Genomic DNA, 25,575 nt, shown 5'->3' on the forward strand with positions numbered 1-25,575 from the left:
TGTTTCCTTAAATTCGGTTTCAGGTGCGCGAAGGCGTTAGACAGTGAAGGCGTCTTGCAGCAGTTTTTCCTGCTGTTCGGCGTGCTTCGAAGCGTAACCACAAGCTGGCGCGGCGGAAGCGTCGCGGCCGGCGTATTCCAGGACCAGCGCCTTGTTGTGGCGGCCCAGGATACGGCGCATGTGGTGCTGGCTGCTGTACCAGGCACCCTGGTTCATCGGCTCTTCCTGACACCACACGGCATGCTTGAGGTTGGTGTACGGCGCCAGGATTTCGACCAGGTCGTCCTCCGGGAACGGATACAGCTGCTCGATACGCACGATGGCGATGTCTTCGCGGCCCTCGGCACGGCGTTTCTCCAGCAGGTCGTAGTAGACCTTGCCACCGCACAGGACCAGGCGTTCGACCTTGGCCGGATCGAGGTTGTCGATTTCCGGGATCACGGTCTGGAACGAGCCTTCTGCCAGGTCTTCCAGGGTCGAAACGGCCAGCTTGTGACGCAGCAGCGACTTCGGTGTCAGCACGATCAGCGGCTTGCGCAGCGGGCGAATGACCTGACGACGCAGCAGGTGGTAGATCTGCGCCGGCGTGGTTGGCACGCAGACCTGGATGTTGTGCTCGGCACACAGCTGCAGGTAACGCTCCAGGCGCGCGGAGGAGTGCTCCGGGCCCTGCCCTTCATAGCCGTGCGGCAGCAGCATGGTCAGACCGCACAGGCGACCCCACTTGTGCTCGCCGCTGGTGATGAACTGGTCGATGACCACTTGCGCACCGTTGGCGAAGTCGCCGAACTGGGCTTCCCAGATCACCAGCGCGTTCGGCGTGGTGGTCGAGTAGCCATATTCGAAGGCCAGCACGGCTTCTTCCGACAGGAAGGAGTCGTACAGCTCGAACATCGGCTGGCCCGGGAACAGGTTCTTCAGCGGTACGTAGGTGCCGGCATCTTTCTGGTTGTGCAGCACTGCATGGCGGTGCGAGAAGGTGCCACGGCCGATGTCCTGGCCGGTCATGCGGATCGGGTGACCTTCGAACTGCAGGGTGGCGTAGGCCATGGTCTCTGCATAACCCCAGTTGATCGGCAGGCCACCGGCCTGCATCTTCTGGCGGTCTTCGTAGATCTTCGCCACCTGGCGCTGGACGACGAAGCCTTCCGGGATTTCCAGCAGCTTGGCCGACAGGTCCTGCAAGGTCTTGAGGTCGAAGCGGGTGTCGTGACGCGCAGTCCAGGCATGGCCCAGGTAGGGGCGCCAGTCGACGAACAGCTCGCGGTTCGGCTCCTTGACCAGGCTTTTCACCACGTGCAGGCCGTTGTCCAGCGCGTTGCGGTACTCGTCGATCTTCGCCTGGGCACGCTCGGCATCGATACGCCCAGCCTGGATCAGCGACTCGGCGTACAGCTCGCGGGTGGTACGCTGCTTGGTGATCTGCTGGTACATCAGCGGCTGGGTGCCGCTCGGCTCGTCGGCCTCGTTGTGGCCGCGACGGCGGTAGCAGACCAGGTCGATGACCACGTCACGCTTGAACTGCATGCGGTAGTCGATGGCCAGCTGGGTGACGAACAGCACTGCTTCCGGGTCATCGCCGTTCACGTGCAGGATCGGCGCCTGGATCATCTTGGCCACGTCGGTGGCGTACTCGGTGGAGCGCGCGTCCAGCGGGTTGCTGATGGTGAAACCAACCTGGTTGTTGATCACGATGTGCACGGTGCCGCCGGTCTTGAAACCGCGGGTCTGCGACATCTGGAAGGTTTCCATGACCACACCCTGGCCGGCGAATGCAGCGTCGCCGTGGATCGAGATCGGCAGCACCTTGTCGCCAACGGTGTCGTTGCGGCGGTCCTGACGGGCGCGCACCGAACCCTCGACCACCGGCGAAACGATTTCCAGGTGGGACGGGTTGAACGCCATGGCCAGGTGCACTTCGCCACCAGAGGTCATCACGTTCGAGGAGAAGCCCTGGTGATACTTCACGTCACCGGAGCCCAGCTCGTTCATCTTCTTGCCTTCGAACTCGTCGAACAGCTCGCGCGGGCTCTTGCCGAAGGTGTTCACCAGCACGTTCAGACGGCCACGGTGGGCCATGCCGATGACCACTTCCTTGGTGCCGTAGGAGCCTGAACGCTGGATCATTTCGTCCAGCATCGGGATCAGGCTCTCGCCACCTTCCAGGCCGAAGCGCTTGGTGCCTGGGTACTTGGTGCCCAGGTATTTTTCCAGGCCTTCACCGGCGGTAACGCGCTCGAGCAGGTGGGCCTGCACGTCAGCGGAGTATTCCGGACGGCCGCGCACGCTTTCCAGGCGCTGCTGGAACCAGCTGCGCTGCTCGGAATCGACGATGTGGGTGAACTCGGCGCCAATGGTGCGACAATATGTCTTCTGGAGTGCATCCAGGATGTCGCGTAGGCTCGCCTCCTCTTTGCCGATGAACAGGTCGCCGGCACGGAAGGTCGTATCAAGATCGGCATTGGTCAAGCCGTAGTGATTGATCGACAGGTCTACGGGCGCAGGGCGCTGCCACAACCCCAACGGGTCGAGTTTGGCAGCCTGATGGCCGCGCATACGATAGGCCTGGATCAGTCGCAGAACTTCAACCTGCTTCTTCTCGTGTTCACTGCTCACGCTCCCGGCAGATACCGGTTGGGCGCGGCGCTGGTTCTTTGCCAGCAGTACGAAATGGTCGCGGATTGTCGAGTGCGATACATCAGTAGCGGTGCTGCCGTCGGCTGGCAACTTCTGGAAGTAAGTGCGCCACTCTTCTGGCACAGCGTTAGGGTCGTGCAGGTAGAGCTCGTAGAGCTCTTCCACATATGCAGCGTTACCACCTGAAAGGTGGGCGCTATCCCACATGCGCTGCATCACGCTTTCTTGCATGCTTGGTCACCCTCGATTAGGGGACTGATCGGCGAGAGCCGAAGCAAACCTGGAAAAGTCCGAAAACAGCGACTGAACCACGCCACCTGGATCCTGCTGATTTTCCGGGTACCAGCCCGGAAAGCCCCTGCTGGTCTCATATCTTCATAGGTAATGAGCGCGGGCTTTTTGGGCCCTTGCTCGGGTTTTACCTCAGTGCGGGCTCACCGCCCGCACCTCGGCTTACTGCAGGTACAACACGGTGTATCAGGTGCCGCTTTGCAGCAGCATGTTACGTACGTGGCCGATTGCCTTGGTCGGGTTGAGACCTTTCGGGCAAACGTTCACGCAGTTCATGATCCCGCGGCAGCGGAATACGCTGAACGGGTCATCCAGGGACGCCAGGCGCTCCTGAGTCTTGGTGTCGCGGCTGTCGGCCAGGAAGCGGTAGGCCTGCAGCAGCGCGGCCGGGCCCAGGAACTTGTCCGGGTTCCACCAGAACGACGGGCAGGAAGTCGAGCAGCAAGCGCACAGGATGCACTCGTACAGGCCGTCCAGCTTTTCGCGGTCTTCCGGCGATTGCAGGCGCTCGATGGCCGGGGCCGGCGTGTCATTCTGCAGGAACGGCTTCACCTTCTCGTACTGCTTGTAGAAGATGCTCATGTCGACCACCAGGTCACGAATGACCGGCAGGCCTGGCAGAGGGCGCAGAACCAGCTTGTTGCCCTTGACCACCGCCGACAGCGGGGTGATGCAGGCCAGGCCGTTCTTGCCGTTCATGTTCATGCCGTCGGAACCGCACACGCCTTCACGGCAGGAACGACGGTACGAGAAACCTTCGTCCTTTTCCTTGATCAGGGCCAGTACGTCCAGCACCATCAAGTCCTTGCCGCCGGTATCGACGTCGAACGACTCCATTTTTGGCGCCGAATCGGTATCCGGGTTGTAACGATAAACTTCGACTTTCAACATAGCAGCCACCCTTAGTAAGTCCGGACTTTTGGTTCGAAGGCTGGAACAGTCTTCGGCGCAAAGTTGACGCCACGCTTGGCAACGCGCTTCTCACCCGGGTAGTACAGGGTGTGGCACAGCCAGTTTTCGTCGTCACGGTCTTCGAAGTCTTCACGGGCGTGAGCGCCACGGGACTCTTTACGGGCTTCGGCCGCGATGGCGGTAGCTTCGGCGACTTCCAGCAGGTTCTGCAGCTCCAGCGCTTCGATACGCGCGGTGTTGAAGGCCTGGGACTTGTCGTTGATCTTGACGTTGGCGATGCGCTCACGCAGGCCGGCCAGTTGCTCGATACCCTTCTGCATGTATTCGCCGGTACGGAACACACCGAAGTAGTTCTGCATGCAGCTCTGCAGCTCGCGCTTCAGGCTGGCTACGTCTTCACCGGAAGTACGCTCGTTGAGCTTGTTCAGGCGGTTCAGGGCAACATCGATATCGGTGTCGCTGGCGTCGAGGTGCTCGATACCGTCGCTCAGTGCCTTCTCCAGGTGCAGGCCGGCAGCACGGCCGAATACCACCAGGTCGAGCAGCGAGTTGCCGCCCAGGCGGTTGGCACCGTGTACCGATACGCACGCAACTTCGCCTACGGCGAACAGGCCAGGGATAATGTGATCCTTGCCTTCTTCGTCCATGGTGATGGCCTGGCCATGAATGTTGGTGGCAACACCACCCATCATGTAGTGGCAGGTCGGAACCACCGGCACCGGCGCGACAACCGGGTCGACGTGGGCGAAGGTCTTGGACAGCTCGCAGATACCTGGCAGGCGGCTGTGCAGCACTTCTTCGCCCAGGTGGTCCAGTTTCAGCAGCACGTGGTCCTTGTTCGGGCCCACGCCGTTGCCGGCGATGATTTCCTTGACCATGGAACGGGCGACCACGTCGCGGCCGGCCAGGTCTTTGGCGTTCGGCGCGTAACGCTCCATGAAGCGCTCGCCGTGGGCGTTGATCAGGTAGCCACCCTCACCACGGCAACCTTCGGTGACCAGTACACCGGCGCCGGCGATGCCGGTCGGGTGGAACTGCCACATTTCGATGTCCTGCACAGGAACGCCTGCACGCAGGGCCATGCCGATACCGTCACCGGTGTTGATCAGGGCGTTGGTGGTGGAGGCGTAGATACGACCGGCACCGCCAGTGGCCAACACGGTAGCCTTGGACTTGATGTACATGGTTTCGCCGGTTTCGATGCAGATCGCGATCACACCAACGAAAGCGCCTTCCTTGTTTTTCACCAGGTCAACGGCGTAGTACTCGTTGAGGAAGGTGGTGCCGGCCTTCAGGTTACCCTGGTACAGGGTGTGCAGCAGCGCATGACCGGTACGGTCGGACGCCGCGCAGGTACGGGCGGCCTGGCCACCTTTACCGAAGTCCTTGGACTGGCCACCGAACGGGCGCTGGTAGATACGGCCGGTTTCGGTACGCGAGAACGGCAGGCCCATGTGGTCCAGCTCGAACACGGCAGCCGGGCCTTCCTGACACATGTATTCGATAGCGTCCTGGTCACCGATGTAGTCGGAACCCTTGACGGTATCGTACATGTGCCAGCGCCAGTCGTCGTTCGGGTCGGCCGAAGCGATGGCGCAGGTGATGCCACCCTGGGCGGATACAGTGTGCGAACGGGTCGGGAAGACCTTGGTGACTACGGCAGTCTTGTGGCCGCCTTGAGCCAGTTGCAGCGCAGCACGCATGCCGGCGCCGCCGCCACCGATGATGATGGCGTCGAAAGAAATGGTTGGAATGCTAGCCATGAATCAGATACCCCAGAGAATCTGCACACCCCAGACGAAGTAAGCGAACATCGCAACGCCGCACACCGCCTGGAACAGGAAACGAATCGCAGTTGCCGACTTGCCGAACGACATAGGCGTCAGGTAGTCGGTAGCAATGGTCCACATGCCGACCCAGGCGTGAGCGCCGAGGGCAACGAGGGCCAGCAAGCTGAAGATTCGCATCGCGTTGTTGGAGAACAGACCATGCCACTGGGTGTAGTCGATGCCTGGGTGGGCGACCACGTAGCCGATCAGGAAGATGAAATAAGCCGCGAGAACGACCGCAGATACGCGCTGCGCCATCCAGTCATAGAGGCCCGAACGCGACAGGTTCGTGACATTGGTTACCATACCCAAACTCCCACCAGAACGATCAGCACCACGGAGATGACGATCACGATTTTCGAGCCCAGCTTGCCGCCTTCCAGCGTCTCGCCGATGCCCATGTCCATGATCAGGTGACGAACACCTGCCACGAGGTGATAAAGCAGGGCAGACAACAGCCCCCAGGTCACGAACTTGGCCAGCGGGCTGGTCAGACACGCCTTCACCTCGCCGAAGCCTTCCTCGGAACCCAGCGATTTGCCCAGTGCATAAAGCATGATGGCAAGGCCGATGAACAGGATGACGCCGGAGATACGGTGCAGGATGGACGTGTACGCAGTGACAGGGAGCTTGATGGTCCTTAGGTCTAGGTTTACAGGTCGTTGGCTTTTCACGGCTTTTTTCACACTGAAGAGCCCCTAGCGAATCAGGGCAAAGTTGTTGGTAAGTGTACTGGTCAGGTACCCACCACCCAGGGAACGGCGACCCCCAGCAGTTCGGGCTTGCAAGCCCCTGGCGGTCGGGTGCCGAGTATAGACAGTTAGGCTGCTTATGACAACGTGACGGGGTAGCCCAAATAGCGCATTGCCTTTAATGAACAAAAGGCGTAAATGGGCGAGAATTTCGGGAAAAATCAGGCTTGAATGCCTGATTCAACAAGCCTTTAGGCAAATTGACATCTGAATTTATCCCTCTATAGTGGTGCGGGCCCTGCGTGGGGGGTCTGTCTGATGATTTCAAGCATTAATAGGAGGCCACATGGCTGACAAAAAAGCGCAGTTGGTCATCGAGGGCGCTGCCCCCGTCGAGCTGCCCATTTTAACCGGCACCGTTGGTCCTGATGTAATCGACGTCCGCGGGTTAGGGGCCACTGGTCACTTCACCTTCGACCCTGGTTTCATGGCGACCGCCTCGTGCGAGTCGAAGATCACCTACATTGACGGCGACAAAGGGATCCTGCTGCACCGCGGCTACCCGATCGAACAGCTCGCCGAGCAATCCGACTACCTCGAAACCTGCTACCTGCTGCTCAACGGCGAACTGCCGAATGCCGAGCAGAAGGCGCAGTTCGTCAGCACCGTGAAAAACCACACCATGGTTCACGAGCAGCTGAAGTCGTTCTTCAACGGTTTCCGCCGCGATGCCCACCCGATGGCGGTCATGTGCGGTGTGGTCGGCGCCCTGTCGGCGTTCTACCACGACTCCCTGGATATCAATAACCCGCAACACCGCGAAATCTCCGCGGTGCGCCTGGTCGCCAAGATGCCGACCCTGGCGGCAATGGTTTACAAGTACTCCATGGGCCAGCCGATGATGTACCCGCGCAACGACCTGTCGTACGCGGAAAACTTCCTGCACATGATGTTCAACACCCCGTGCGAGATCAAACCGATCAGCCCGGTACTGGCCAAGGCAATGGACCGGATCTTCATCCTCCATGCCGACCATGAGCAGAACGCCTCCACCTCCACCGTGCGCCTGGCCGGCTCGTCGGGTGCCAACCCGTTCGCCTGTATCGCCGCGGGCATCGCTGCCCTGTGGGGCCCGGCGCACGGCGGTGCGAACGAAGCCGTACTGACCATGCTCGATGAAATCGGCGATGTCTCGAACATCGACACCTTCATCGCCAAGGCCAAGGACAAGAACGACCCGTTCAAGCTGATGGGCTTCGGTCACCGCGTCTACAAGAACCGTGACCCGCGCGCCACCGTGATGAAACAGACCTGCGATGAAGTACTGCGCGAACTGGGCATCAAGAACGACCCGCAGCTGGAGCTGGCCATGCGCCTGGAAGAGATCGCACTGACCGATCCGTACTTCATCGAGCGCTCGCTGTACCCGAACGTCGACTTCTACTCGGGGATCATCCTCAAGGCGATCGGCATTCCAACCAGCATGTTCACCGTGATCTTCGCCCTGGCACGTACCGTGGGCTGGATTTCGCACTGGAAGGAAATGCTCTCCAGCCCGTACAAGATCGGCCGTCCGCGCCAGCTGTACACCGGCGAGCAGAAGCGCGACATCGTTGCCCTCGGCGACCGCAAGTAAGACTTGATCGGGTAACGCTCCAGCCCCCCCGGCCAGCCCCCTGGGCCGCGCGCACGCCTGGTGCCGCGCGGCCCAGAGGCATGACTCATCCCCTCCCCGGCGACCCGCATCAGCCACCCTGGCCAACTACCGTGCGACTTGCGCAGCACTGCCCACGATTGCCGTCGGCCCCGGTGACCAGCCACCCCCGAGCGCCTTGAACAGGTTCACCTGGTTGATCTCGCGCGCCAGCTCCAGCTCCAGCCAACGCTGCTGCGCACCGAACAGCGAGCGCTGGGCGTCCATGGTCGAGAAGTAACTGTCCAGACCCGCCTCGAAACGAAGCCGCGACTGCCGGTAGGCTTGTTCATAGTCCTCGACCAGCTGCCGCTGGGCCGCGACCTGCGGCAGCATCTCCTGCCGCGCATTCAACGCATTGGCCGCTTCACGGAAGGCGTTGAGCACGGTCTGCTCGTAAGCAGCCACACGCTGGTCGTATTGGGCCCAAGTGGCATCCACCCCTGCCCTGCGCTGGCCGGCATCGAGCAATGTCAGCGAACCGAGCGCCGCCAGGTTCCAGAACTGTGCCGGGCTTGTCAGCAGCCGCGAAAAGTCCCCACTCAGGCTACCCAGCGCGCCTGTCAACGAAAAGCTGGGGAAATAGGCGGCCCGCGCACTGCCGATTTCTGCATTGGCAGCGCGCAGCTGAGCCTGCGCCGCCCGAATGTCGGGCCGCCGCTCAAGCAGGCTTGAAGGCACCCCGGCGGGTACATCGGCTGTCGCCATCTGCGCCCCAAGCTGGCCCTCCGGCAACAGCCAGGCCGGTACCGTTTGCCCTACCAGCACCCGCAACGCATTGAGGTTCTGCGCCACTTGCATCCGGTAGGTACTGACTTGCACGGCAGCAGTGTTGGTGATGGCATCGGCTTGATGGACATCGATGCGTGCGGTCGAACCCAGGTTGAAACTGGAACGCAGCAATTGCCCGTAATGCTGCTGGGATTCGAATGTGCGCTCTGCCAGCCCAAGCAAGCTCTGATTGGCCTTGAGCGTCAGCCAGGTCCCGGCCACTTCGCCGATCAAGGCCATGCGTGCAGCCTGGTAATCGGCCAGCGTGGCATGAAAGCGCGCCTCGGCCGCATGGGCCTGGCTTCGCGCCCGGCCGAAGAAGTCCAGCTCATAGGCCGTAAACCCCACGGTGGCCTGGAAGGTGTTGGCCACACTGCCGGCGCTGGAGCCGCCCCCGGGGGTTTGCTCCAGCGCCGGCAACTTTGCGCGTCCAGCATAGGTGTCGACGCCCAGGCTGGGGTACAGCGCTGCCGCGGCGCCCTGATAGCCTGCCCTGGCCTGCGCCACGCTGGCTGCAGCTTGCTGCAAGTCACGGTTGTCGACCAGGGCCAACTCGATCAACCGGCGCAAGCGGCTGTCACTGACGAACGCTCGCCAATCCGGGTCGAAAGCGTTTCGCGGATCACAGCAGCCCGCCTCGACGCTATCCGGCCAGCCGGTGTCCATGGGGGACGCCGGTGTCTCGTAGGCAGGCTCGAGCGAACAGCCGGCCAAAGACAGTTGAGCGGCCAACATCACACAGTGCAGGGGTCTAGTCATGGGCCCTTCCCTCACCAAACGCTGTTCATCAAGGCACGCAGTTGAGCCAGCACGCCGAGAGGGCCGCTGGAAGCCTGCAGGGCGGCCGGCTGGGCGCTGCGGCGCTTCACCGCCACCCGCGCGCCGGCGATGGGCGCCTGCCGCGGCCGGCGCACCAGCCGCAGGCGCCAGTCGCCTTCGCCCAGCAGCGCCCGGCGCAGCAGGGTGAAGAACGCAGTGGCGGGTTGCGCCGTGCTGGCCACATTGGGATTGGCCTGGCTGAACAGCCTGGTGATCAGCGCGCGCCGCTGCGCCTCATGCACCGCCACGAAGCGCAGCCCCAGCCGTTGGCTGCCATCCCGGCGTACCACCTCTGCCCCCAGCCAGCCGACCTTGTCCACCCATACCTGGCCACGCCTGCCGCACGGCACCTCGCCGGCCATGGCGCCCTCGAACGCCGCCCCGCTGATCGAGATATCGACCAGTTGCCCACCCAGCGTACCGGTGCCCAGGCGCAGCTGGGTGGGCCGAGCAAACGGAAAGCGCTCCTCGCCGTGTAGCCGCGGCCGATCAACGCAGGCCACCAGTGTCGCCAGGTTGTACAGCAGCACCAGCACCGTCCAGCTCAGGTTGAACACCATATTGCCGTCCAGTCGGCTGGCAGTGCTGATCGCCGTGATTGCGCCGACCTGCGCCAACGCACTCAAGGCCAGGAAAAACCCGAACAGCTTCCAGTGCACCTGGGTCTGGGAGCGGTCCAGGCCTTTGGCCGTCACCTTGAAAGGCCGTCCGAACGGGCGAATCGCAGCACTGATCAGGGTCGCGGTCACCGCCAATGCGCAAACGATCTGCGTCACCTCGGTGAAGATCGGCAGTGAGCGCCGCCCGGTCACCCAGGTGCTGTAACCCCAATAGGCGATCAGCGCCGGCATGCCGAAGGCCAGAAACGCTGCCGGCGTTGCATAGAAACCGGCAATGCCGAAATACCAATACAGCACCGGCGACACCAGCATCATCAGGATGAAAGGCTTGGAGCACCAATGCAGCAGGCCGTGCAGGTAATGCAGGCGATCGTTCAGGCCATAGCCGCGACCGAACAGCGGCCCCTGGCGCAGCAAGGCCACCTGGATCGTCCCCAGGCACCAGCGGCCGCGCTGGTTGATGTACTCGGTCAGGCCCTCGGCAGACAGCCCGATGGACAAACGCTCGTTCAGCCAGCGGGTGATGTAGCCCATCTGCATCAGGCGGTAGGACGTGTAGATGTCCTCACAGACCGACCCCGTGGGAAAACCACCCATGCGCTCGACCAGATCACGCCGCACCACGAACGACGTGCCCACGCAGAACGCTGCATTCCAGGCATCCTTGGCAGGCTGGAACACATCGAAAAATACCCGTTGCTCATCCACCCAGCTGTTTGCCGACCCCAGGTTATGCTGGATAGGGTCCGGGTTGTAGTAGAACTGCGGGGTCTGCACCAACCCGACCTCAGGGTCCTGGAACAGCCCCAAGGTCCGCAGCAGAATCGGCCGCTGCGGGGCGAAGTCTGCATCCAGCACCAGTATGTACGGCGCGTTGGTACTGGCTGCCGACTGGCGCAGGCCGTTGTTCAGATTGCCCGCCTTGGCGTGCAGGTTGTCATCGCGCCGCGTGTAACGCACCCCCATGCTCGCGCAGTAGTCGCGCAGCCAGTCCCGCCGCGTGTCATCCAGCACCCAGAGGGTGAAGTTGGGGTAGTCCATGGCCTGCGCGGCAATGATGGTCTTCTCCAGAACCTCGAGCCCTTCGTTGTAGGTGCAGATGAACACATCGACCGCCGGCGCCTCGGCCCCCATCGCGCGCAAGCGCTGCTCGCCAGCGTCCGCGGCGTGGCGGTGATCGCTGCGCCGGCACATCACCATGATCGAAAACAAGGTGTAGGCAATGCCCAACAACTCGAAGAACAGGAAGCCATAAGCCCATACCGTGGCGAACCCCGCGCGGCTGTCAGGCAAGGTGTCGGCGAAGCGCCAGGCCACGTACCTGACCAGCAGTGCCGCGGTCAGCGCGCCGAACAGCAGGCGCGCCAGCCATTGCTCGCGGTGGGCCATGCAACTCAGCAGAACCACGATGGCCAGCGTCCACAGGTTGATTTGCAGCAGTTGTGTCGAGTCCAGTGCTTGCATGTCAGTGGGCCTTGTAATCGCCAGTGAAAGGGTTGACGCCGGTGGCAGCGATCGCCGCCCATGCCGTGGCGCCCAAATGGGGCAGGTGGAAGTACAGGAAATCGTCATGGGTCGAGTCCGGCCCCACGCTCAGCCCCGTGCTGACCTGTGCCTCCGGGGTGGCGTACAGCCAGCCATCGCCAGCCTGTTGCGCCAGCAACAACGGCCACAATGGCTGCGCCAGGGGCGCCAGGCCGCGAAGGCTGGCAACGGCCGCCACCTGCGCCGTGCCTTCGGTCCAGATACCGTCAGGGTCCTGCTTGAAGCCATAGCCCTGAGCGAAACCATGGGCCCGCTCCACGAACGTCAGTGCCTGCAGCCACTGCTGCGGTGCGTCGGCAATGGCAATCAGCGGCCAGATCTGCGCATCCAGGCCCGACTGCTGCGTCTGCGGTGTTCGGCCATCGGGCAAGGTACCGATCAGGAACCGGCCTTGGCCGGCATCCCAGTGGGCCTCGACGAAGCCGCGGGCGATGCGCGCCTGCCGGCCAGCTTCGCTATCGTTGTCCAGCCGCGCCAACGAGGCCCAGGCTGCCGCCAGATCGACGTTATGCTCAGTGGACTTCCAGGTTTGCACCTGCGGGGCAGCGGCGAACCCGTAAATGCCCCCATTGAAGCCTGCCGGTGGCCCCTTGTCGAAGGTGGTGCGCCGGGCCCAGTCGAGCACCTTTCTGCTCGCCTGCAAATAACGCGCTTCACCGCTGTGCCGATAAGCCTCCAGCAACGCCAGCGCTGCCCACGCCTGATTACCGGTCGCACTGCCCACCTGGTACGCATCCTGGCTCCATGCAGCACGCTCATCGCTCCAGTAGCCCGGCAGCCGCACAGGTGCGGCCTGCAGCGGGCCAGCGGCGTAGGCATTGCGCACCCGGCCATCGCGGTACTCAGGGTCGTGATCGATGGCATAGGCCAAAGCGTCGGCAATTTGTCGGGCAGCTGGGGCATTGCCGCAGGCAAACAAGGCGATGCTGGCCAACGCGTTGTCGTAGGTGAATGCCACGCCTTGCAGCACGCCAGGCACGGCAGGCCGCCCCGGTTGCTGCGGATAGCTGGCCAGCAGCAACGGCCCTTGGCCTTGAGCCGCCACCGCCTGCCCGATGCCTGCGCAGGTCATGTGCTGCAGGCGGGCCCGAGGCTCCAGGGCCATGGCCTGGCTGCCCAGCACCAGCCCGAGCACACCGGCAAAAAGCACCCAGCCGTTCATCGCGATACCGTCGCGGTCACCCAGTTGCCGGGGTTGCAGGTCAACAGGCGCTCATCGGCCGGCAAGTTGTTGTCGAACGTACCCACCACATAGACCGAGTTCTGCTCGGCATAAGGAAACGGCACACTGTAATTGCTGCTTTGTACATCGGTCGGGCTGGACAACAACTGCACGACTTTGGCTTTCAGCGGTTGCGCGACACCGCGGATCGATACTTGCAGTTCGCTATCCCGGTCGATCCGGCTGGCCATTCGCTCCGGGAATACCGCAATAACATAACTTTGACTGCAATTGGTAGCGCGCAATAGCGTTGCGCCCGCCCGTACTTGCGTGCCTTGCGGGGCGATCAACTCCTGCACGGTTCCGGATGCATACGCCACCACATTATAAGCCGCCATCATCTGCACCCGGTTTTGCTCACTTTCTATCAACTGGTCGAGGTGGGTAAGTTCTTCTTCGAGGGTTACCCGGTTGCGTTCCAGATTATCCAGGCTAAGTTTCAGCGTGGTCATCTGCGACTTGAGGTCGAACATGCGCAATTGCTCGGGGTCCAGGTACACCTGGTCCTTGGCCGCATTAAGATCACCATCGTTGATGTGTACCCGCGAGCGAATGGTCTCGGCATCGGCCTGCAATGAGGCCAGTTGCGCCCGGGAACTGGCCACGACGGCCTCGCTCACCGCGCCCTGGCGAAACAGCTCAAGGTTACGTGCCAGTGTTTCCCGGGCATCGGCCAGGCGTGCGCCAGCCGCCCCGCTCTCAGCCTTCAGGGCCTTCTGCGCGTAGCGCTTGCGCACCTCATAGGCATCCTGGTACTGCTGGCTGGTGATCTCCAGTGCGTTGTAGTACTTGCGGTCGTGTTCGGCCTGGCTGGCCATGGCCGCCAATTGCTGCTGCAAGGTGAGCCGGCGTGTCTGCAAGCCCAGCAGCGTTTCCTGTTCCGCCCGGGGGTTCTCGATGGTTGCGATATCCTGGCCCGTGGTGAACGTGGTGCCTGGCTGAATATTCAAGGTACGCACCACGCCATCGATGGGCGTGGTCAGCAGAATGACCGGTGCATTGAGAATGGCCCGGGTTGCCGATGACGACAATAACGGCATGAACAATGTCGAAAACAGCAACCAGCCCATGAAAGCCAATACACCGTACCCGGCGATCCGGGGCAATAACGAAAGTCGATTAGCATGCACGATGATATCTCCCACACACGCGGCGGATGAAAATCAATAGGCAAGTGCTCGCCCTTGCACAGACCGAGGACAAAACGGCCCGCAAGCGCAGAGGTACAAGTGGGTAAGGCGTAGGTCTTGAAGTTATAAAGCAGAAGAAAAACGCAGCACGTTTTTTATAGTTGGCGTGAGCACGAGAGGGGGCAGGAAATGGCTCACTGAGTTTGAATCTAAGCCCAAAAATTTATGCTGTCAAACTTCCAGCAACGCTCAAATAATGGCGTTCTTTTATTGACGCCGGTGCCACCTGTAGCGCCATCACCTGAAGGCGCTACAGGCAGTGCGAGCCTCAGTTTTTCTCAGCCCGTTCACGCAGCTGTTTGAGGGTATTGAACGGCGAATCCACCACGAACTTGTTGGCGACCATCGCCGGCACGCTGCCACCCGGCTCGGTATGCACCTGGTAGGTCACTTCGGTGGTGTCGCCCTTGGGCACCAGCTTCCAGAACCCTTCGACTTTAGCCACCCGCACGAAGCCCTTCTCTTCCGGCAGGTAGGTCGGCTCTTCTTTCAGGTTGCGGGTGACGCTGCCATCAGCCTCCTTGACAGTGGTGATATGCAGCACCGAATCGCGCGGCGTCACCGGCCATGGCGTATTGAACTGGGTGTAGGTCCAGCTCTGGTTACCTTCATGCTTGAGCAGCTTCTGCGATTTGCATTCGTGGATCCATGCACATGCCCCGGCCGCGTCTTCCTGCAGTGCCTCGACCTTGGCCAGCGGCGCCTTGATCACGGTCACCCCGCGATAGGCCTTGTACTTGGAGCCAGGGACTTCGCTGAGGGACACCTTGATGCCCTCGTCGTCCTTGGCCACTTGCCAGTTCTCGGCCCAGGCCGCCGGCGAAAGCAGAACACCCACGCCACACAGCAGTGCAATACGCTTTAACGATCTCATCATGTTTATCCTTGTTGTCGAAGATCCAGCCTTTCACGCCGCCGTCATCTGCTCCCACCAGCCAAGAATCCTGATCGCTTCGTCACGGTCACTGCCACACACCTCGACATCTGCCTTGAACCCGCCACACACTGCTGGCCGCTCAGGCTTGCCGAACAGGTCGCAGAGGTTGGCCGCCGTCAGGTGCAGGCAGCGCTCGCCAGCTGGCTTGCCATTGGGCATGCGCGGCATGGCAGAGGTGATGGACGGGGCAATGCAGCAGGCACCGCAGCCCTCACGGCAGTTCATGGCGATTCACCAAACTCAGGACTCCCTGAAACAAGTAACGGGACGAACGCCCCTGGATAGTACCCGCCCAAACAGGTGTTTGAAATTGCTGGCACGATGAAAAATGACATGACCCGGCAGTCAGTTTGCCCCTTACTGCCGGTACTCGAAATCGATGGCCGCACCTTCCACTTCACGGCGGCTGTCATTGCGCAGTTGCAGCTGCATTTCATTGTTGATCAAGCGGCCATTGAGCTGGAACGGGCTGTCGTCGGCTTCCGGCTTGTCCCGGAACATAGGGGGCAGCAGCGGTTTGCGGCGCTGGATCGGCGAAGGTGTCCCTACGTCTGGCTCAAGGTTGTCGACCAGGTCGGTGGGCAGGCTCAAGTCCAACTTTGCTTTGGGCAAAGGCTTGGCAACTGCCTTGCTTCGCGGTTTTGCTTTCTTGGCAGGGGCTTTGCGGACTACCGGCTTCTGCGCAGGCTTGGCGGCGTTTTTTGTCTGTGCCTGCTGGGCCTGCGCCGGCTGCGCAGCGAAAGCCAGGCCCGCGACGGTGCAGCACGGGGCCGCAAGGCACAGAATCAGAACAAAACGACGTAATGCATTCATGGCAAATGGACAGCCCCGCTGTAAAGGCTCGTATGCTCCCTGTTCCGCGGGCTGCTGGCAACCCTCACAAAAGTGTGAGCGCAGGCTCGCGGCACAGCTGCTGTGCCAGCAAGCCCAAGGTCATGACCGCCCGCTCTGCCTCCTTGTTCCACGGAATACCGCAGTTGAGGCGGATGCAGTGGTTGAACTGTTCCGTGTTACTGAATATCAACCCCGGGGCAATACTGATGCCCTGCTCCAAAGCACGCACATGCAGCTCTTGCGTATTCACCCGCCCAGGCAGGCTCACCCAGAGGATAAACCCCCCGGTAGGCCGGGTCATCTGGGTACCTTCGGGGAAGTGCTGCTGCACCGCCAGCTGGTAGGCAGTGAGGTTCTTGCGGTACTCCTGGCGGATATAGCGCAGCTGCCGGTCGTAGCCGCCATTTTCCAGGTACGCTGCCACGCCCATCTGGGTCACGCTGCAGGCTGAATGGGTGGTGAAAGTTTGCAGGCGCTGTATCTCGTCCTGGTAACGCCCGGCGATCATCCAGCCAACCCTCACCCCGGGAGACAAGGTTTTGGAGAAGCTCGAACAGTAGATCACCCGGTCCAGCCGATCGAAGGCTTTCAGTGCCTTGCTCTTGCCCTGCTCGAACATCAATTCGCCATAGATGTCGTCCTCGATGATCTGGATATCGAAGTCCGACGCCAGGCGCAGCAGCTGCTTTTGCCGCTCTTCCGGCACCGTACCGCCCAGCGGGTTGCTCAGCCGCGCAGTCAACACCAAGGCCTTGATCGACCACTGGTTTGCCGCCAGTTGCAAGGCTTCGAGGCTGATCCCCGTGGACGGGTCGCTGGGGATCTCGATCACTTTCAAACCCAGCAGGTCCGCCAGTTGCAGCAAACCGTAATAGGTCGGCGACTCGGCGGCGATCAGGTCCCCGGGGCGGGTCAGCACCCGTAACGACATCTGCAAGGCATCGACACAGCCGTGGGTCACGATCACCTCACGCGGGTCGACGATCACACCGGCATCGCGCATGCGAATGGCAATTTGCCGGCGCAGCGGCTCGAACCCTGGGCTGAACATGTAGCTGAAGGCGCGCGGGCTGTGGAAGCGTGTCACTTTGGCGATTTGCTGGTGCAGCGCGCGCACTGGCAGATAATCCACATGCGGCACGGCAGCACCGAACGGGAACACACCGTCGCGGCGGGCCTCGGTCAATACCTGCTGGATGATGCTGGCACGTGTGACCAGGCCTGGGCGCTCGACCCTGGCGATATCCGGGGTCGGGGCGGTCAGGGCCGGGGTCTGGTGCACATAGTAGCCGGACTGCGGCCGCGCACGGATCAGGCCCTGGTCTTCGAGGTTGGCGTAGGCCTGCAGCACCGTGGCATGGCTGACGTTGAGCTGCGCGCTCATCTTGCGTACGGAGGGTACCCGCTCGCCTGGCTGGTAGACGCCGCGACGGATGTCATCGGCCAGTTGCTGGGCGATACGCTGGTACAGCAGCAGGTTGGTCATGGCGGGATCTCGACGCGCGGACGGGCTCGTTGTTCTTGTGCGACTCACTGACAGTAGAGGATACCGTAACAGTTGCGAAGTGTACCGGGACAGATGGTGTGCTCGCCACTGCATCTTCAGCGCCTGCGAGATCCAGCGCCGCCCGCACCGAGCCGAACACTCACGCTCAACGCGCCGGCGCGAGCCTGCCCTTGTCGTCGGAAAACACAATCTCGACCCGGCGGTTCTGCGCCCTACCCCGCTCCGAGGCATTGGCCTCGATCGGGTACTGGTCGCCGTAGCCTTCGACCTGCAGGCGCTTTTCGTCGACACCAAGGTCCACCAGCATGTCGGCAACGGACTGAGCCCGGTCGTGCGACAGCTTGAGGTTTTCTTCAGGTGTACCCGTGCTGTCGGTATAGCCCTCGATGCGTACCACCCGGTGTGGGTTGAGCTGCAGGAACTGCACCAGCTTGAGCACGGTTCGGCTGGCGGTGTTTTTCAGGTTGGCACTGCCGGTGTCGAACAGCACGTCACCCAAGGTCATTACCAGGCCGCGGTCGGCTTGCTCCGAGGCCAGCGCGGCAATTTGCGCCTCGACCCATTTGCCTTGCTGCTGCACGCTGGCCAGCTTGGCCTCGCGCAAAGCCAGCTGCAAACGCTGGCGCTCCAGGTCCAGCTTGGCCTGGCGCTCCTGGTTCAGCGCCAGCTTGGCATGCTCACCGGCAATTTCGCTGTAGCGCTGGCTGAGGTAAGCGTAATGGCGCACATCGGAGCCGGTGCCGATGTAGCTGGACAAGCGCTCGGCGCGCGCCAGCGACTCGCCCGCACGAATCACGTCACGCGGCGCGCTGCGCAACACGTCGGAATCGTCCTTGACCTTCTGGAAGGCGGCGCTGGCTTGCTCAAGCGCCGCGCTGCTGCGCTGGCTGGCGCAACCCTGCAGGCCTGCCGCCAGGGCCAGCAGTGCCAGTACGGCGAAGGGTGCGTGACGGTTCATGGCTGCACCTCCAGCTGCTTGCGCAGGCGCTGCACCCGCGACTGCAACAACTGCAACTGCTCTTCACTCTTCTGGTTCAGCACCTGGGCCTCGGCAAAACGCGCGTCCAGTTCCGCCTGCTCGGCGCGCATGCGCGCATCGCGGTAGTCTTCGGTCAGCATGTTGGTCCTGGCCCGCGCCAACTTGTCTTCGGCCAGTTTCAGCGATTCGACCTGGTCGGTTGCACCGACGGCCCTGGCCTGCTCCAGCGCCTGTTCGGAAATACGCATCTGCTCGTTAGGGGCCGGGTCATTGGCGCAGCCCGCCAGGCCGAGCACGGCCAGGGCAAGGATCAGTGGTTGGGTTCTCACGCAATCTTCCTAGTGTTTGGGGGCGTCCGCCGGCACCTGCAACTGCGCTTTCCAGCGCTCGACATTACGTTGCAGTACCGCTTCGGATGCACCGGAGATCGGCAATTCTGTCAGTTTTTTCGCCAATTGCCCACGCAACCAACTGTCATTGCACGCGGAATTGTGCGACAGCGCCAAGTACAAGCCTGGGCGGTCGACCGGCAAACCCCGCGCAATCAGGTCATTGCTCATGCCCAGGCTCTGGGCCATGGCCATACCGGCATAGCGGCCAGCCAGCACGTAATCCACCTGGCCGAGCACCAGTTTCTGGAACGCTTGAGTAAGGTTCTGCGCAGGCACCAGCTTCAGTTGCGCCTTGGCGAACGCAGTAAAGGCCGGCGTCAGGCGCGCACGCTCGGAAAGACTACCCTGGTAGCGGGCCAGGTCGGCCGGGCCATCGATGGTCAGTTGCGCATCGTGCCGCGTCCACACCAGGTACTCGTTCAGCTGCAACGGGGGGTGGATATAGTCCAGCGCAGTCAGTTGCTCCACCTGCATCGGCGTGTCGATCAGCAGGTCCATGCGGCCGCTGCGAACCTCTTGCAGTGCCTGTTCGCGACGCCCGGCACTGAGCACCTCCACCTTCACCCCCAGCTCGCCAGCCACCTGACGCAGCAGGTCGACGTTGGCACCGATCAGGTGCTGCGGGTTTTTCGGGTCCTGCCACGAATAGGGCGGCGCATCAGGGCTGCCGGTTGCTACCAGGCGTTCGCACTTGCCTGCCGCCATGGCCGGTGGCGCAACCAAGACCGCCATGCATGCCAGCACCCTGCCTGCTTTACGCAGCACCATTGCTCACTCCTTGTATCGCGATTGACCCGTAACCGGCCATAAAAAAACCCGGCCCCTGTAACGGGGCCGGGTTCTTTATAAGTGAAGCAGGCGGATCAGACCAGCTTTTCCAGCTCTGGCACCGCTTCGAACAGGTCCGCGACCAGCCCGTAGTCAGCCACCTGGAAGATCGGCGCTTCTTCGTCCTTGTTGATCGCAACGATCACCTTGGAGTCCTTCATGCCGGCCAGGTGCTGGATCGCACCGGAAATGCCCACAGCGATGTACAGCTGCGGCGCGACGATCTTGCCGGTCTGGCCGACCTGCATGTCGTTGGGCACGAAGCCGGCGTCGACGGCGGCGCGCGAGGCACCCACAGCAGCACCGAGCTTGTCGGCCAGGCTGTACAGGTGGCTGAAGTTGTCACCGTTACCCATGCCACGGCCGCCGGAAACGACGATTTTGGCGGCAGTCAACTCTGGGCGGTCGGACTTGGCCAACTCTTCGCCAACGAACGCCGAGATACCGGCATCGTGCGCGGCACCGACCGCCTCGATGGCAGCCGAACCGCCTTCGGCGGCCACGGCGTCAAAGCCGGTGGTACGCACGGTGATCACCTTGATGGCCGCGCTCGATTGCACGGTGGCAATGGCGTTACCGGCGTAGATCGGGCGTTTGAAGGTGTCGGCGGACTCGACCGAGATGATCTCGGAGATCTGGTCGACATCCAGCAGCGCAGCAACCCGCGGCAGGACGTTCTTGCCATTGGTGGTGGCCGGGGCCAGCACGTGGCTGTAACCCTTGGCCAGCTCGACAATCAGCGGCGCCACGTTCTCAGGCAGCACGTGGGCATAAGCTGCGTTATCGGCAACCAGGACCTTGGCCACGCCAGCGATCTTGGCAGCGGCTTCGGCAACGCCGCCAATGTTCTGGCCAGCGACCAGCACATGCACATCGCCACCGATCTTGGCGGCAGCGGCAACGGTGTTCAGGGTGGCCGGGGCTACGGCACCGTTTTCGTATTCAGCGACAACCAGGATAGTCATTTAGATTACCTTCGCTTCGTTCTTCAGCTTCTCGACCAGTTCGGCCACCGACTTGACCTTGATACCCGCGCTGCGGGCAGCCGGGGCTTCAACTTTCACGGTTTTGTTGGTGGAGGCGAGGGAAACGCCCAGCGCGGCTGGCGCAAGGGTTTCCAGCGGCTTTTTCTTGGCCTTCATGATGTTCGGCAGCGACGCGTAGCGTGGCTCGTTCAGGCGCAGGTCGGTGGTGACGATCGCAGGCAGGTTCAGGGCAACCGTCTGCAGGCCACCGTCGATTTCACGGGTGACATTCAGCTTGTCGCCGGCCACTTCCACCTTGGAGGCGAAAGTGCCCTGGGCGTAGCCGGTCAGCGCAGCCAGCATCTGGCCGGTCTGGTTGTTGTCGCTGTCGATGGCTTGTTTGCCGAGGATGATCAGCTGTGGCTGCTCCTTGTCGACAACGGCCTTGAGCGCCTTGGCCACGGCCAGGGAGTTCAGTTCATCGGCGGCTTCGACCAGGATGGCGCGGTCGGCGCCCAGGGCCAGGGCGGTGCGCAGTTGTTCCTGGGCAGTGGTCGGACCGACCGAAACGACCACGATCTCGCTGGCAACGCCCTTCTCTTTCAGGCGTACGGCTTCTTCCACGGCGATTTCGCAGAAGGGGTTCATGGACATCTTGACGTTAGCAAGGTCGACGCCGGAGTTGTCCGCTTTGACGCGAACCTTGACGTTGTAGTCGACCACTCGTTTGACAGCTACAAGAACCTTCATGGATTCCTCGTTACTCTCCGGTGAATAGATAGTCGCCTGGGGCAAAGCCCTGCGATGCGCGTGGGTACAAGGGCACCTCTAAAAACGTACCGGGAAGCGGCATCTTCACAGTGACCGAACAGTCTTGTTCGGACCATTGCGACAAATACTCACGGGTCATTTCCTGTCGTGGCGTGTAAACTCCACTACAAACCGGCCTAAGCCCGCAAAACCCTGCTCCACACCTGGTCTTTAGAGGTGTACCTGCGCCCGGCTGCAAGCCTACGGCGAACGTAAAACCGCTCGTATCTTGACCGTAACACCCAATCCGGTCAATACGGCAAATCGGTCACCCTCCAGCCGCACGCCTGTGATTTTACTGGCCTGCGGCAAATTCAAACAAACGTTTGTATTGGACCCGCCAAGTGGTGTAGATATAATGCGCGGCCAAGACAAAACGGTGTAGTCCGTCAGTTGCGCAGCTACAGTTTCGCTCCCGTGACGAGCCACTGCGCGCATGCACCCATAAGACCCAGCAACAGCACGAGCCTTGATGAGTAGGAGAGAACCTGTGGAACGCGAATACATGGAATTCGACGTGGTCATCGTCGGCGCCGGCCCGGCGGGCCTGTCCGCCGCCTGCCGCCTGAAGCAGAAGGCCGCCGAAACCGGTAGCGAAATCAGCGTCTGCGTGGTGGAAAAAGGCTCCGAAGTCGGTGCTCACATCCTCTCCGGTGCGGTGTTCGAGCCCCGCGCGCTGAACGAGCTGTTCCCCGACTGGAAGGCACTGGGCGCGCCACTGAACACCGAAGTGAAGCGCGACGATATCTACGTGCTCAAAGACGCCGGCAGCTCGACCAAAGTGCCCGACCTGTTCGTGCCCAAAACCATGCACAACCAGGGCAACTACATCATTTCGCTGGGCAACCTGTGCCGCTGGCTGGCCCAGCAGGCCGAGAACCTGGGCGTGGAAATCTACCCCGGCTTCGCCGCCCAGGAAGCCTTGTTCGATGAAAACGGCGTGGTCCGCGGCATTGTCACCGGCGACCTGGGTGTCGACCGCGAAGGCAAGCCAAAGGACGGCCTGTATACCCCCGGCATGGAACTGCGCGCCAAGTACACCCTGTTCGCCGAAGGCTGCCGTGGCCATATCGGCAAGCAGCTGATCAAGCGCTTCAAGCTCGACAGCGAAGCCGACGTGCAGCACTACGGCATCGGCCTGAAGGAAATCTGGGAAATCGACCCGGCCAAGCACGAGCAAGGCCTGGTGGTGCATACCGCTGGCTGGCCGCTGGATGTGATGGCCAAGGACAACACCGGTGGCTCGTTCCTTTACCACCTGGAAAATAACCAGGTGGTGGTCGGCCTGATCGTCGACCTGTCCTATGCCAACCCGTACCTGTCGCCCTTCGACGAATTCCAGCGCCTCAAGCACCACCCGGTGATGAGCCAATACCTCGAAGGTGGCAAGCGTATCAGCTACGGCGCCCGCGCCATCTGCAAGGGCGGCCTGAACTCCCTGCCGAAGATGGTCTTCAACGGCGGCGCGCTGATCGGGTGCGACCTCGGCACCCTGAACTTCTCGAAGATCAAGGGCAGCCATACCGCAATGAAGTCCGGCATGCTGGCCGCCGAAGCGGTGGCTGACGCCCTGGCTGCCGGGCGTGAAGGTGGCGACCTGCTCGACGGCTACGTCAGCGCGTTCAAGGCCAGCTGGCTGTACGAAGAGCTGTTCGCCAGCCGCAACTTCGGCCCGGCACTGCACAAGTTCGGCCCGCTGCTGGGGGGTGCTTTCAACTATGTCGACCAGAACTGGTTTGGCGGCAAGCTGCCGTTTACCCTGCACGACACCAAGCCGGACTACGCCTGCCTCAAGCTGGCGGCCGACTCGCAGAAAATCGACTACCCGAAACCGGACGGCAAGCTCAGCTTCGACAAGCTCAGCTCGGTATTCCTCTCCAGCACCAACCATGAAGAGGAACAACCCTGCCACCTGAAGCTGACCGACCCGAGCATCCCGATCGCCAGCAACCTGCCGCTGTACGACGAGCCCGCCCAGCGTTACTGCCCGGCCGGCGTGTACGAAGTGGTCACCCAGGAAGACGGCAACAAGCGCTTCCAGATCAACGCGCAGAACTGCGTGCACTGCAAGACCTGCGACATCAAGGACCCGGCCCAGAACATCACCTGGGTCACCCCTGAAGGCGCTGGCGGGCCGAACTACCCGAACATGTAAGCCCGCCCTTGCCGCAAGAAAAAGCCCCCTGGCCTCGCGGCCCGGGGGCTTTTTCGTTCATTTGTCGACACACATGATCGGCATCGGCTCCGCCGCGAACGCGGAAGGTTCGCGGCGGCCAAAGTAGCGGGCAGTGAGCAGCCCCACCGCGCCCATGACCAGACAGAAGCCAACGCACACCCATGGGCTCCACGGCATCAAGGCTATCAACGCCAGCGGCGTAGTGCTGGCCCACAAGGCGTAGGCCACGTTGTAGGTGAAGGAAATACCCGATACCCGGATCTGCGCCGGGAACAGCCCGACCATGACCGACGGCACCACACCCACCACCCCACAGCAGAGCCCGGCCAACGCATAAGCCAGCCACGTCATGCCCCACTGCCCCACCAGGCTTGCATACAACGCAGCGATGCCCAGCGGCAGCAGCGCGCTGTAGATCATCAACGCCCGCCAGGCGCCCAGGCGGTCGACCAGCAGGCCGGCAAGCACACAACCGATGTTGAGAAAGACGATGCCTACGCTGCTCAGCGCGAACGTGTGCGCGGCGGACATGCCGAAGCGCTGCTGCATGACCGTCGGCGTAATCACCACCAGCACCACCACCGCCGAGGTCAGCACGCAGGTCAGCAGCGCAGCCGGAATCAACGCCCCACGATGCGCGCCCAGCACCTGGCGCAACGGGAATTTCACCGGCTGCTCCTTGCGCTCGCGCAGGGCCAGAAATACCGGCGTTTCACTCAGCCAACGGCGCAACCACACCCCGATCACGCCAAACACGCCCCCGAGCAGGAACGGGTAACGCCAGGCGTAATCGAGAATTTCCTCGGCGCTGAAAGCCTGGGCCAACAGTGTCGCGGTCAGTGCCCCCAGCAAATAGCCAAAGGTCAACCCGGCCTGCAGGAAACCCAGGGCATACCCCCGCCGCCCCGGCGGTGCGTGTTCGGCAACGAATGTCCAGGCACTGGGTACCTCGCCGCCGACCGCAGCCCCCTGCAATATGCGCAACGCCAGCAAGATCAGCGGCGCGGCGTAACCAATCTCGGCATAGGTCGGCATTACCCCGATCATCAGGCACGGCAGCGCCATCATCAAAATGCTCAGGCTGAACACCCGCTTGCGGCCCAGGTGGTCGGCGAAGTGAGCCATGACGATGCCGCCCAGCGGCCGCGCCAGGTAACCGGTGACGAAAATCCCGAAGCTTTGCAGCAGGCGCAACCACTCCGGCATTTCCGGCGGGAAGAACAGCTGGCTGAGGGTCAGCGCGAAGAACACGAAAATGATGAAATCGTAGATTTCCAGCGCGCCGCCCAGCGCCGCCAGGCCCAGGGTCCGGTGGTCGCCGCGGCTGAACCGGGGCGGGCGAGCGGTATCGATGGCAGTCATGGCAGGGTCCGCAGATCGGCAAAGGGCAAGAGCATAACAAATGCCTGCCCGGTTGCCCTGCGCTATGCGCCGTCAGCGGTTGAACACCGTGTGCGCAAAATTGGCCCGCAGCCGTGGCCTGGCTCTGTTGCCGGCCAGGGTATCCGGCAGCGGCAACTGGCCGACCAGTACCGGGGTGTCGATGATCGCCATGAATGTTTCCAGTGCCTCGATATCGGGGGCCTGGGGCAGGCTCAAGCTTACCGCCTGGCGCTCGGCCGGCGGCACTGCGGGCACTTTCAACTGGCTGGAGTGGTAGAGCAGCGCGTGCTGGATCTGCGTGCTGACGCGACAGAACCGCGCCAGGTCGACCCCAGCGTGGCTGGCCAGCTCGATATTGCCCAGCAACAGGTTGAAGGGCTGCAAGGCGCACTGCACCAGGCGCTGCAGCTCTTCAAAGCTCTCCACCGGGGCAATCCGGTAATAGCCCAGGCCGTTGAGCAACCGCTCCAACTGCAAGCGCTGGCACGGGTGGGCGTCGGCGATGAGGATGCGCAGGGTCTTGTTTGCCATGGTCGGACCTGG

22 protein-coding genes are annotated in these 25,575 nt (G+C 62.2%); 2 read left to right on the forward strand and 20 right to left on the reverse strand.

Going from position 1 to position 25,575, the window contains the following annotated elements; genetic code table 11:
• Positions 1-36 precede the first annotated feature (36 nt).
• The 5 genes from QME24_RS06530 to sdhC form a co-directional block, all read right to left on the reverse strand.
• Positions 37-2,868: a 2-oxoglutarate dehydrogenase E1 component gene (locus QME24_RS06530; protein WP_029886713.1), complete on the reverse strand. Its 2,832-nt coding sequence runs from the start codon at positions 2,866-2,868 to the stop codon at positions 37-39.
• Between the two features lie 246 nt (positions 2,869-3,114).
• A complete protein-coding gene (locus QME24_RS06535) occupies positions 3,115-3,819 on the reverse strand; it encodes a succinate dehydrogenase iron-sulfur subunit (RefSeq protein ID WP_009684708.1) in 705 nt (234 codons plus the stop codon).
• An 11-nt stretch (positions 3,820-3,830) separates the two neighbouring features.
• A complete protein-coding gene (gene sdhA / locus QME24_RS06540) occupies positions 3,831-5,603 on the reverse strand; it encodes a succinate dehydrogenase flavoprotein subunit (RefSeq protein WP_009684709.1) in 1,773 nt (590 codons plus the stop codon).
• A gap of 3 nt (positions 5,604-5,606) precedes the next feature.
• Positions 5,607-5,975: a succinate dehydrogenase, hydrophobic membrane anchor protein gene (gene sdhD / locus QME24_RS06545; RefSeq protein WP_008091903.1), complete on the reverse strand. Its 369-nt coding sequence runs from the start codon at positions 5,973-5,975 to the stop codon at positions 5,607-5,609.
• On the reverse strand, positions 5,969-6,355 hold the full coding sequence (gene sdhC / locus QME24_RS06550; RefSeq protein ID WP_008091902.1) for a succinate dehydrogenase, cytochrome b556 subunit: 387 nt from the start codon (positions 6,353-6,355) through the stop codon (positions 5,969-5,971). Before sdhC ends, sdhD begins: the two co-directional genes overlap by 7 nt.
• Positions 6,356-6,707: 352 nt before the next feature.
• Here sdhC and gltA point away from each other — a divergent pair, with 352 nt between their 5' ends.
• Entirely contained in the window at positions 6,708-7,997 is a 1,290-nt protein-coding gene (gene gltA, locus QME24_RS06555) for a citrate synthase (protein WP_029886714.1), read from the forward strand.
• 126 nt (positions 7,998-8,123) lie between these two features.
• Here the strand turns inward: gltA and QME24_RS06560 are convergent, their stop codons facing one another.
• The 13 genes from QME24_RS06560 to QME24_RS06620 all read right to left on the reverse strand — a co-directional run bounded on the left by QME24_RS06560 (position 8,124) and on the right by QME24_RS06620 (position 21,413).
• Positions 8,124-9,584, reverse strand: a complete 1,461-nt coding sequence (locus QME24_RS06560) for an efflux transporter outer membrane subunit (protein ID WP_281690796.1) — start codon at positions 9,582-9,584, stop codon at positions 8,124-8,126.
• Between the two features lie 11 nt (positions 9,585-9,595).
• Entirely contained in the window at positions 9,596-11,728 is a 2,133-nt protein-coding gene (locus tag QME24_RS06565; RefSeq protein ID WP_280091538.1) for a glycosyltransferase family 2 protein, read from the reverse strand.
• A 1-nt stretch (position 11,729) separates the two neighbouring features.
• Positions 11,730-12,971 (reverse strand): hypothetical protein, encoded by a 1,242-nt coding sequence (locus tag QME24_RS06570; RefSeq protein WP_197885446.1) that lies wholly within the window; start codon positions 12,969-12,971, stop codon positions 11,730-11,732.
• Complete coding sequence (locus QME24_RS06575; RefSeq protein WP_280091539.1) at positions 12,968-14,071, reverse strand: HlyD family efflux transporter periplasmic adaptor subunit; 1,104 nt, start codon at positions 14,069-14,071, stop codon at positions 12,968-12,970. The genes QME24_RS06570 and QME24_RS06575 overlap by 4 nt, the downstream gene beginning before the upstream one ends.
• Positions 14,072-14,489: 418 nt before the next feature.
• The gene (locus QME24_RS06580) at positions 14,490-15,095 is read right to left on the reverse strand and encodes an START domain-containing protein (protein ID WP_280091554.1); all 606 of its coding nucleotides are present in this window, start codon (positions 15,093-15,095) and stop codon (positions 14,490-14,492) included.
• A 33-nt stretch (positions 15,096-15,128) separates the two neighbouring features.
• Complete coding sequence (locus QME24_RS06585; RefSeq protein WP_009684718.1) at positions 15,129-15,383, reverse strand: YkgJ family cysteine cluster protein; 255 nt, start codon at positions 15,381-15,383, stop codon at positions 15,129-15,131.
• 132 nt (positions 15,384-15,515) lie between these two features.
• Entirely contained in the window at positions 15,516-15,971 is a 456-nt protein-coding gene (locus QME24_RS06590) for a hypothetical protein (protein ID WP_280091540.1), read from the reverse strand.
• A gap of 64 nt (positions 15,972-16,035) precedes the next feature.
• Positions 16,036-17,478 carry a PLP-dependent aminotransferase family protein gene (locus QME24_RS06595; protein WP_280091541.1) on the reverse strand — a complete coding sequence of 481 codons (1,443 nt, stop codon included), beginning with the start codon at positions 17,476-17,478 and terminating at the stop codon, positions 16,036-16,038.
• A gap of 166 nt (positions 17,479-17,644) precedes the next feature.
• Positions 17,645-18,457, reverse strand: coding sequence for an OmpA family protein (locus tag QME24_RS06600; protein ID WP_054904874.1), 813 nt, complete (start codon positions 18,455-18,457; stop codon positions 17,645-17,647).
• Positions 18,454-18,807 carry a DUF4398 domain-containing protein gene (locus tag QME24_RS06605; protein WP_029886528.1) on the reverse strand — a complete coding sequence of 118 codons (354 nt, stop codon included), beginning with the start codon at positions 18,805-18,807 and terminating at the stop codon, positions 18,454-18,456. Before QME24_RS06605 ends, QME24_RS06600 begins: the two co-directional genes overlap by 4 nt.
• Before the next feature lie 9 nt (positions 18,808-18,816).
• Positions 18,817-19,638 carry a transporter substrate-binding domain-containing protein gene (locus tag QME24_RS06610; protein WP_029886527.1) on the reverse strand — a complete coding sequence of 274 codons (822 nt, stop codon included), beginning with the start codon at positions 19,636-19,638 and terminating at the stop codon, positions 18,817-18,819.
• A gap of 95 nt (positions 19,639-19,733) precedes the next feature.
• Positions 19,734-20,663, reverse strand: coding sequence for an FAD-binding protein (locus QME24_RS06615; RefSeq protein ID WP_009684724.1), 930 nt, complete (start codon positions 20,661-20,663; stop codon positions 19,734-19,736).
• The gene (locus QME24_RS06620) at positions 20,664-21,413 is read right to left on the reverse strand and encodes an electron transfer flavoprotein subunit beta/FixA family protein (protein WP_280091542.1); all 750 of its coding nucleotides are present in this window, start codon (positions 21,411-21,413) and stop codon (positions 20,664-20,666) included.
• Positions 21,414-21,945: 532 nt separating this feature from the next.
• Here QME24_RS06620 and QME24_RS06625 point away from each other — a divergent pair.
• Positions 21,946-23,628 carry an electron transfer flavoprotein-ubiquinone oxidoreductase gene (locus tag QME24_RS06625; RefSeq protein WP_280091543.1) on the forward strand — a complete coding sequence of 561 codons (1,683 nt, stop codon included), beginning with the start codon at positions 21,946-21,948 and terminating at the stop codon, positions 23,626-23,628.
• A 57-nt stretch (positions 23,629-23,685) separates the two neighbouring features.
• Here the strand turns inward: QME24_RS06625 and QME24_RS06630 are convergent, their stop codons facing one another.
• Together QME24_RS06630 and QME24_RS06635 are read right to left on the reverse strand one after the other, a co-directional pair.
• Positions 23,686-25,011: an MFS transporter gene (locus tag QME24_RS06630; RefSeq protein ID WP_280091544.1), complete on the reverse strand. Its 1,326-nt coding sequence runs from the start codon at positions 25,009-25,011 to the stop codon at positions 23,686-23,688.
• Positions 25,012-25,083: 72 nt separating this feature from the next.
• Positions 25,084-25,563 (reverse strand): response regulator, encoded by a 480-nt coding sequence (locus QME24_RS06635; RefSeq protein ID WP_054904870.1) that lies wholly within the window; start codon positions 25,561-25,563, stop codon positions 25,084-25,086.
• Positions 25,564-25,575 lie beyond the last annotated feature (12 nt).

It is taken from the genome of Pseudomonas sp. PARCl1, assembly GCF_947311875.1.
In the GTDB taxonomy this organism is placed as follows: domain Bacteria; phylum Pseudomonadota; class Gammaproteobacteria; order Pseudomonadales; family Pseudomonadaceae; genus Aquipseudomonas; species Aquipseudomonas juntendi.

Excerpts from the sequence above, each read along its gene's own strand:
- QME24_RS06630 (WP_280091544.1), bottom strand. The coding sequence starts at position 25,011 with ATGACTGCCATCGATACCGCTCGCCCGCCCCGGTTCAGCCGCGGCGAC.
- gltA (WP_029886714.1), top strand. The coding sequence starts at position 6,708 with ATGGCTGACAAAAAAGCGCAGTTGGTCATCGAGGGCGCTGCCCCCGTC.
- QME24_RS06615 (WP_009684724.1), bottom strand. The coding sequence starts at position 20,663 with ATGACTATCCTGGTTGTCGCTGAATACGAAAACGGTGCCGTAGCCCCG.
- QME24_RS06565 (WP_280091538.1), bottom strand. The coding sequence starts at position 11,728 with ATGCAAGCACTGGACTCGACACAACTGCTGCAAATCAACCTGTGGACG.
- QME24_RS06625 (WP_280091543.1), top strand. The coding sequence starts at position 21,946 with ATGAGTAGGAGAGAACCTGTGGAACGCGAATACATGGAATTCGACGTG.
- QME24_RS06570 (WP_197885446.1), bottom strand. The coding sequence starts at position 12,971 with ATGAACGGCTGGGTGCTTTTTGCCGGTGTGCTCGGGCTGGTGCTGGGC.
- sdhA (WP_009684709.1), bottom strand. The coding sequence starts at position 5,603 with ATGGCTAGCATTCCAACCATTTCTTTCGACGCCATCATCATCGGTGGC.
- QME24_RS06560 (WP_281690796.1), bottom strand. The coding sequence starts at position 9,584 with ATGACTAGACCCCTGCACTGTGTGATGTTGGCCGCTCAACTGTCTTTG.
- QME24_RS06585 (WP_009684718.1), bottom strand. The coding sequence starts at position 15,383 with ATGAACTGCCGTGAGGGCTGCGGTGCCTGCTGCATTGCCCCGTCCATC.
- QME24_RS06635 (WP_054904870.1), bottom strand. The coding sequence starts at position 25,563 with ATGGCAAACAAGACCCTGCGCATCCTCATCGCCGACGCCCACCCGTGC.
- sdhD (WP_008091903.1), bottom strand. The coding sequence starts at position 5,975 with ATGGTAACCAATGTCACGAACCTGTCGCGTTCGGGCCTCTATGACTGG.
- QME24_RS06610 (WP_029886527.1), bottom strand. The coding sequence starts at position 19,638 with ATGGTGCTGCGTAAAGCAGGCAGGGTGCTGGCATGCATGGCGGTCTTG.
- QME24_RS06600 (WP_054904874.1), bottom strand. The coding sequence starts at position 18,457 with ATGAACCGTCACGCACCCTTCGCCGTACTGGCACTGCTGGCCCTGGCG.
- QME24_RS06580 (WP_280091554.1), bottom strand. The coding sequence starts at position 15,095 with ATGAGATCGTTAAAGCGTATTGCACTGCTGTGTGGCGTGGGTGTTCTG.
- QME24_RS06590 (WP_280091540.1), bottom strand. The coding sequence starts at position 15,971 with ATGAATGCATTACGTCGTTTTGTTCTGATTCTGTGCCTTGCGGCCCCG.
- QME24_RS06575 (WP_280091539.1), bottom strand. The coding sequence starts at position 14,071 with ATGCCGTTATTGTCGTCATCGGCAACCCGGGCCATTCTCAATGCACCG.
- QME24_RS06535 (WP_009684708.1), bottom strand. The coding sequence starts at position 3,819 with ATGTTGAAAGTCGAAGTTTATCGTTACAACCCGGATACCGATTCGGCG.
- QME24_RS06595 (WP_280091541.1), bottom strand. The coding sequence starts at position 17,478 with ATGACCAACCTGCTGCTGTACCAGCGTATCGCCCAGCAACTGGCCGAT.
- QME24_RS06530 (WP_029886713.1), bottom strand. The coding sequence starts at position 2,868 with ATGCAAGAAAGCGTGATGCAGCGCATGTGGGATAGCGCCCACCTTTCA.
- QME24_RS06620 (WP_280091542.1), bottom strand. The coding sequence starts at position 21,413 with ATGAAGGTTCTTGTAGCTGTCAAACGAGTGGTCGACTACAACGTCAAG.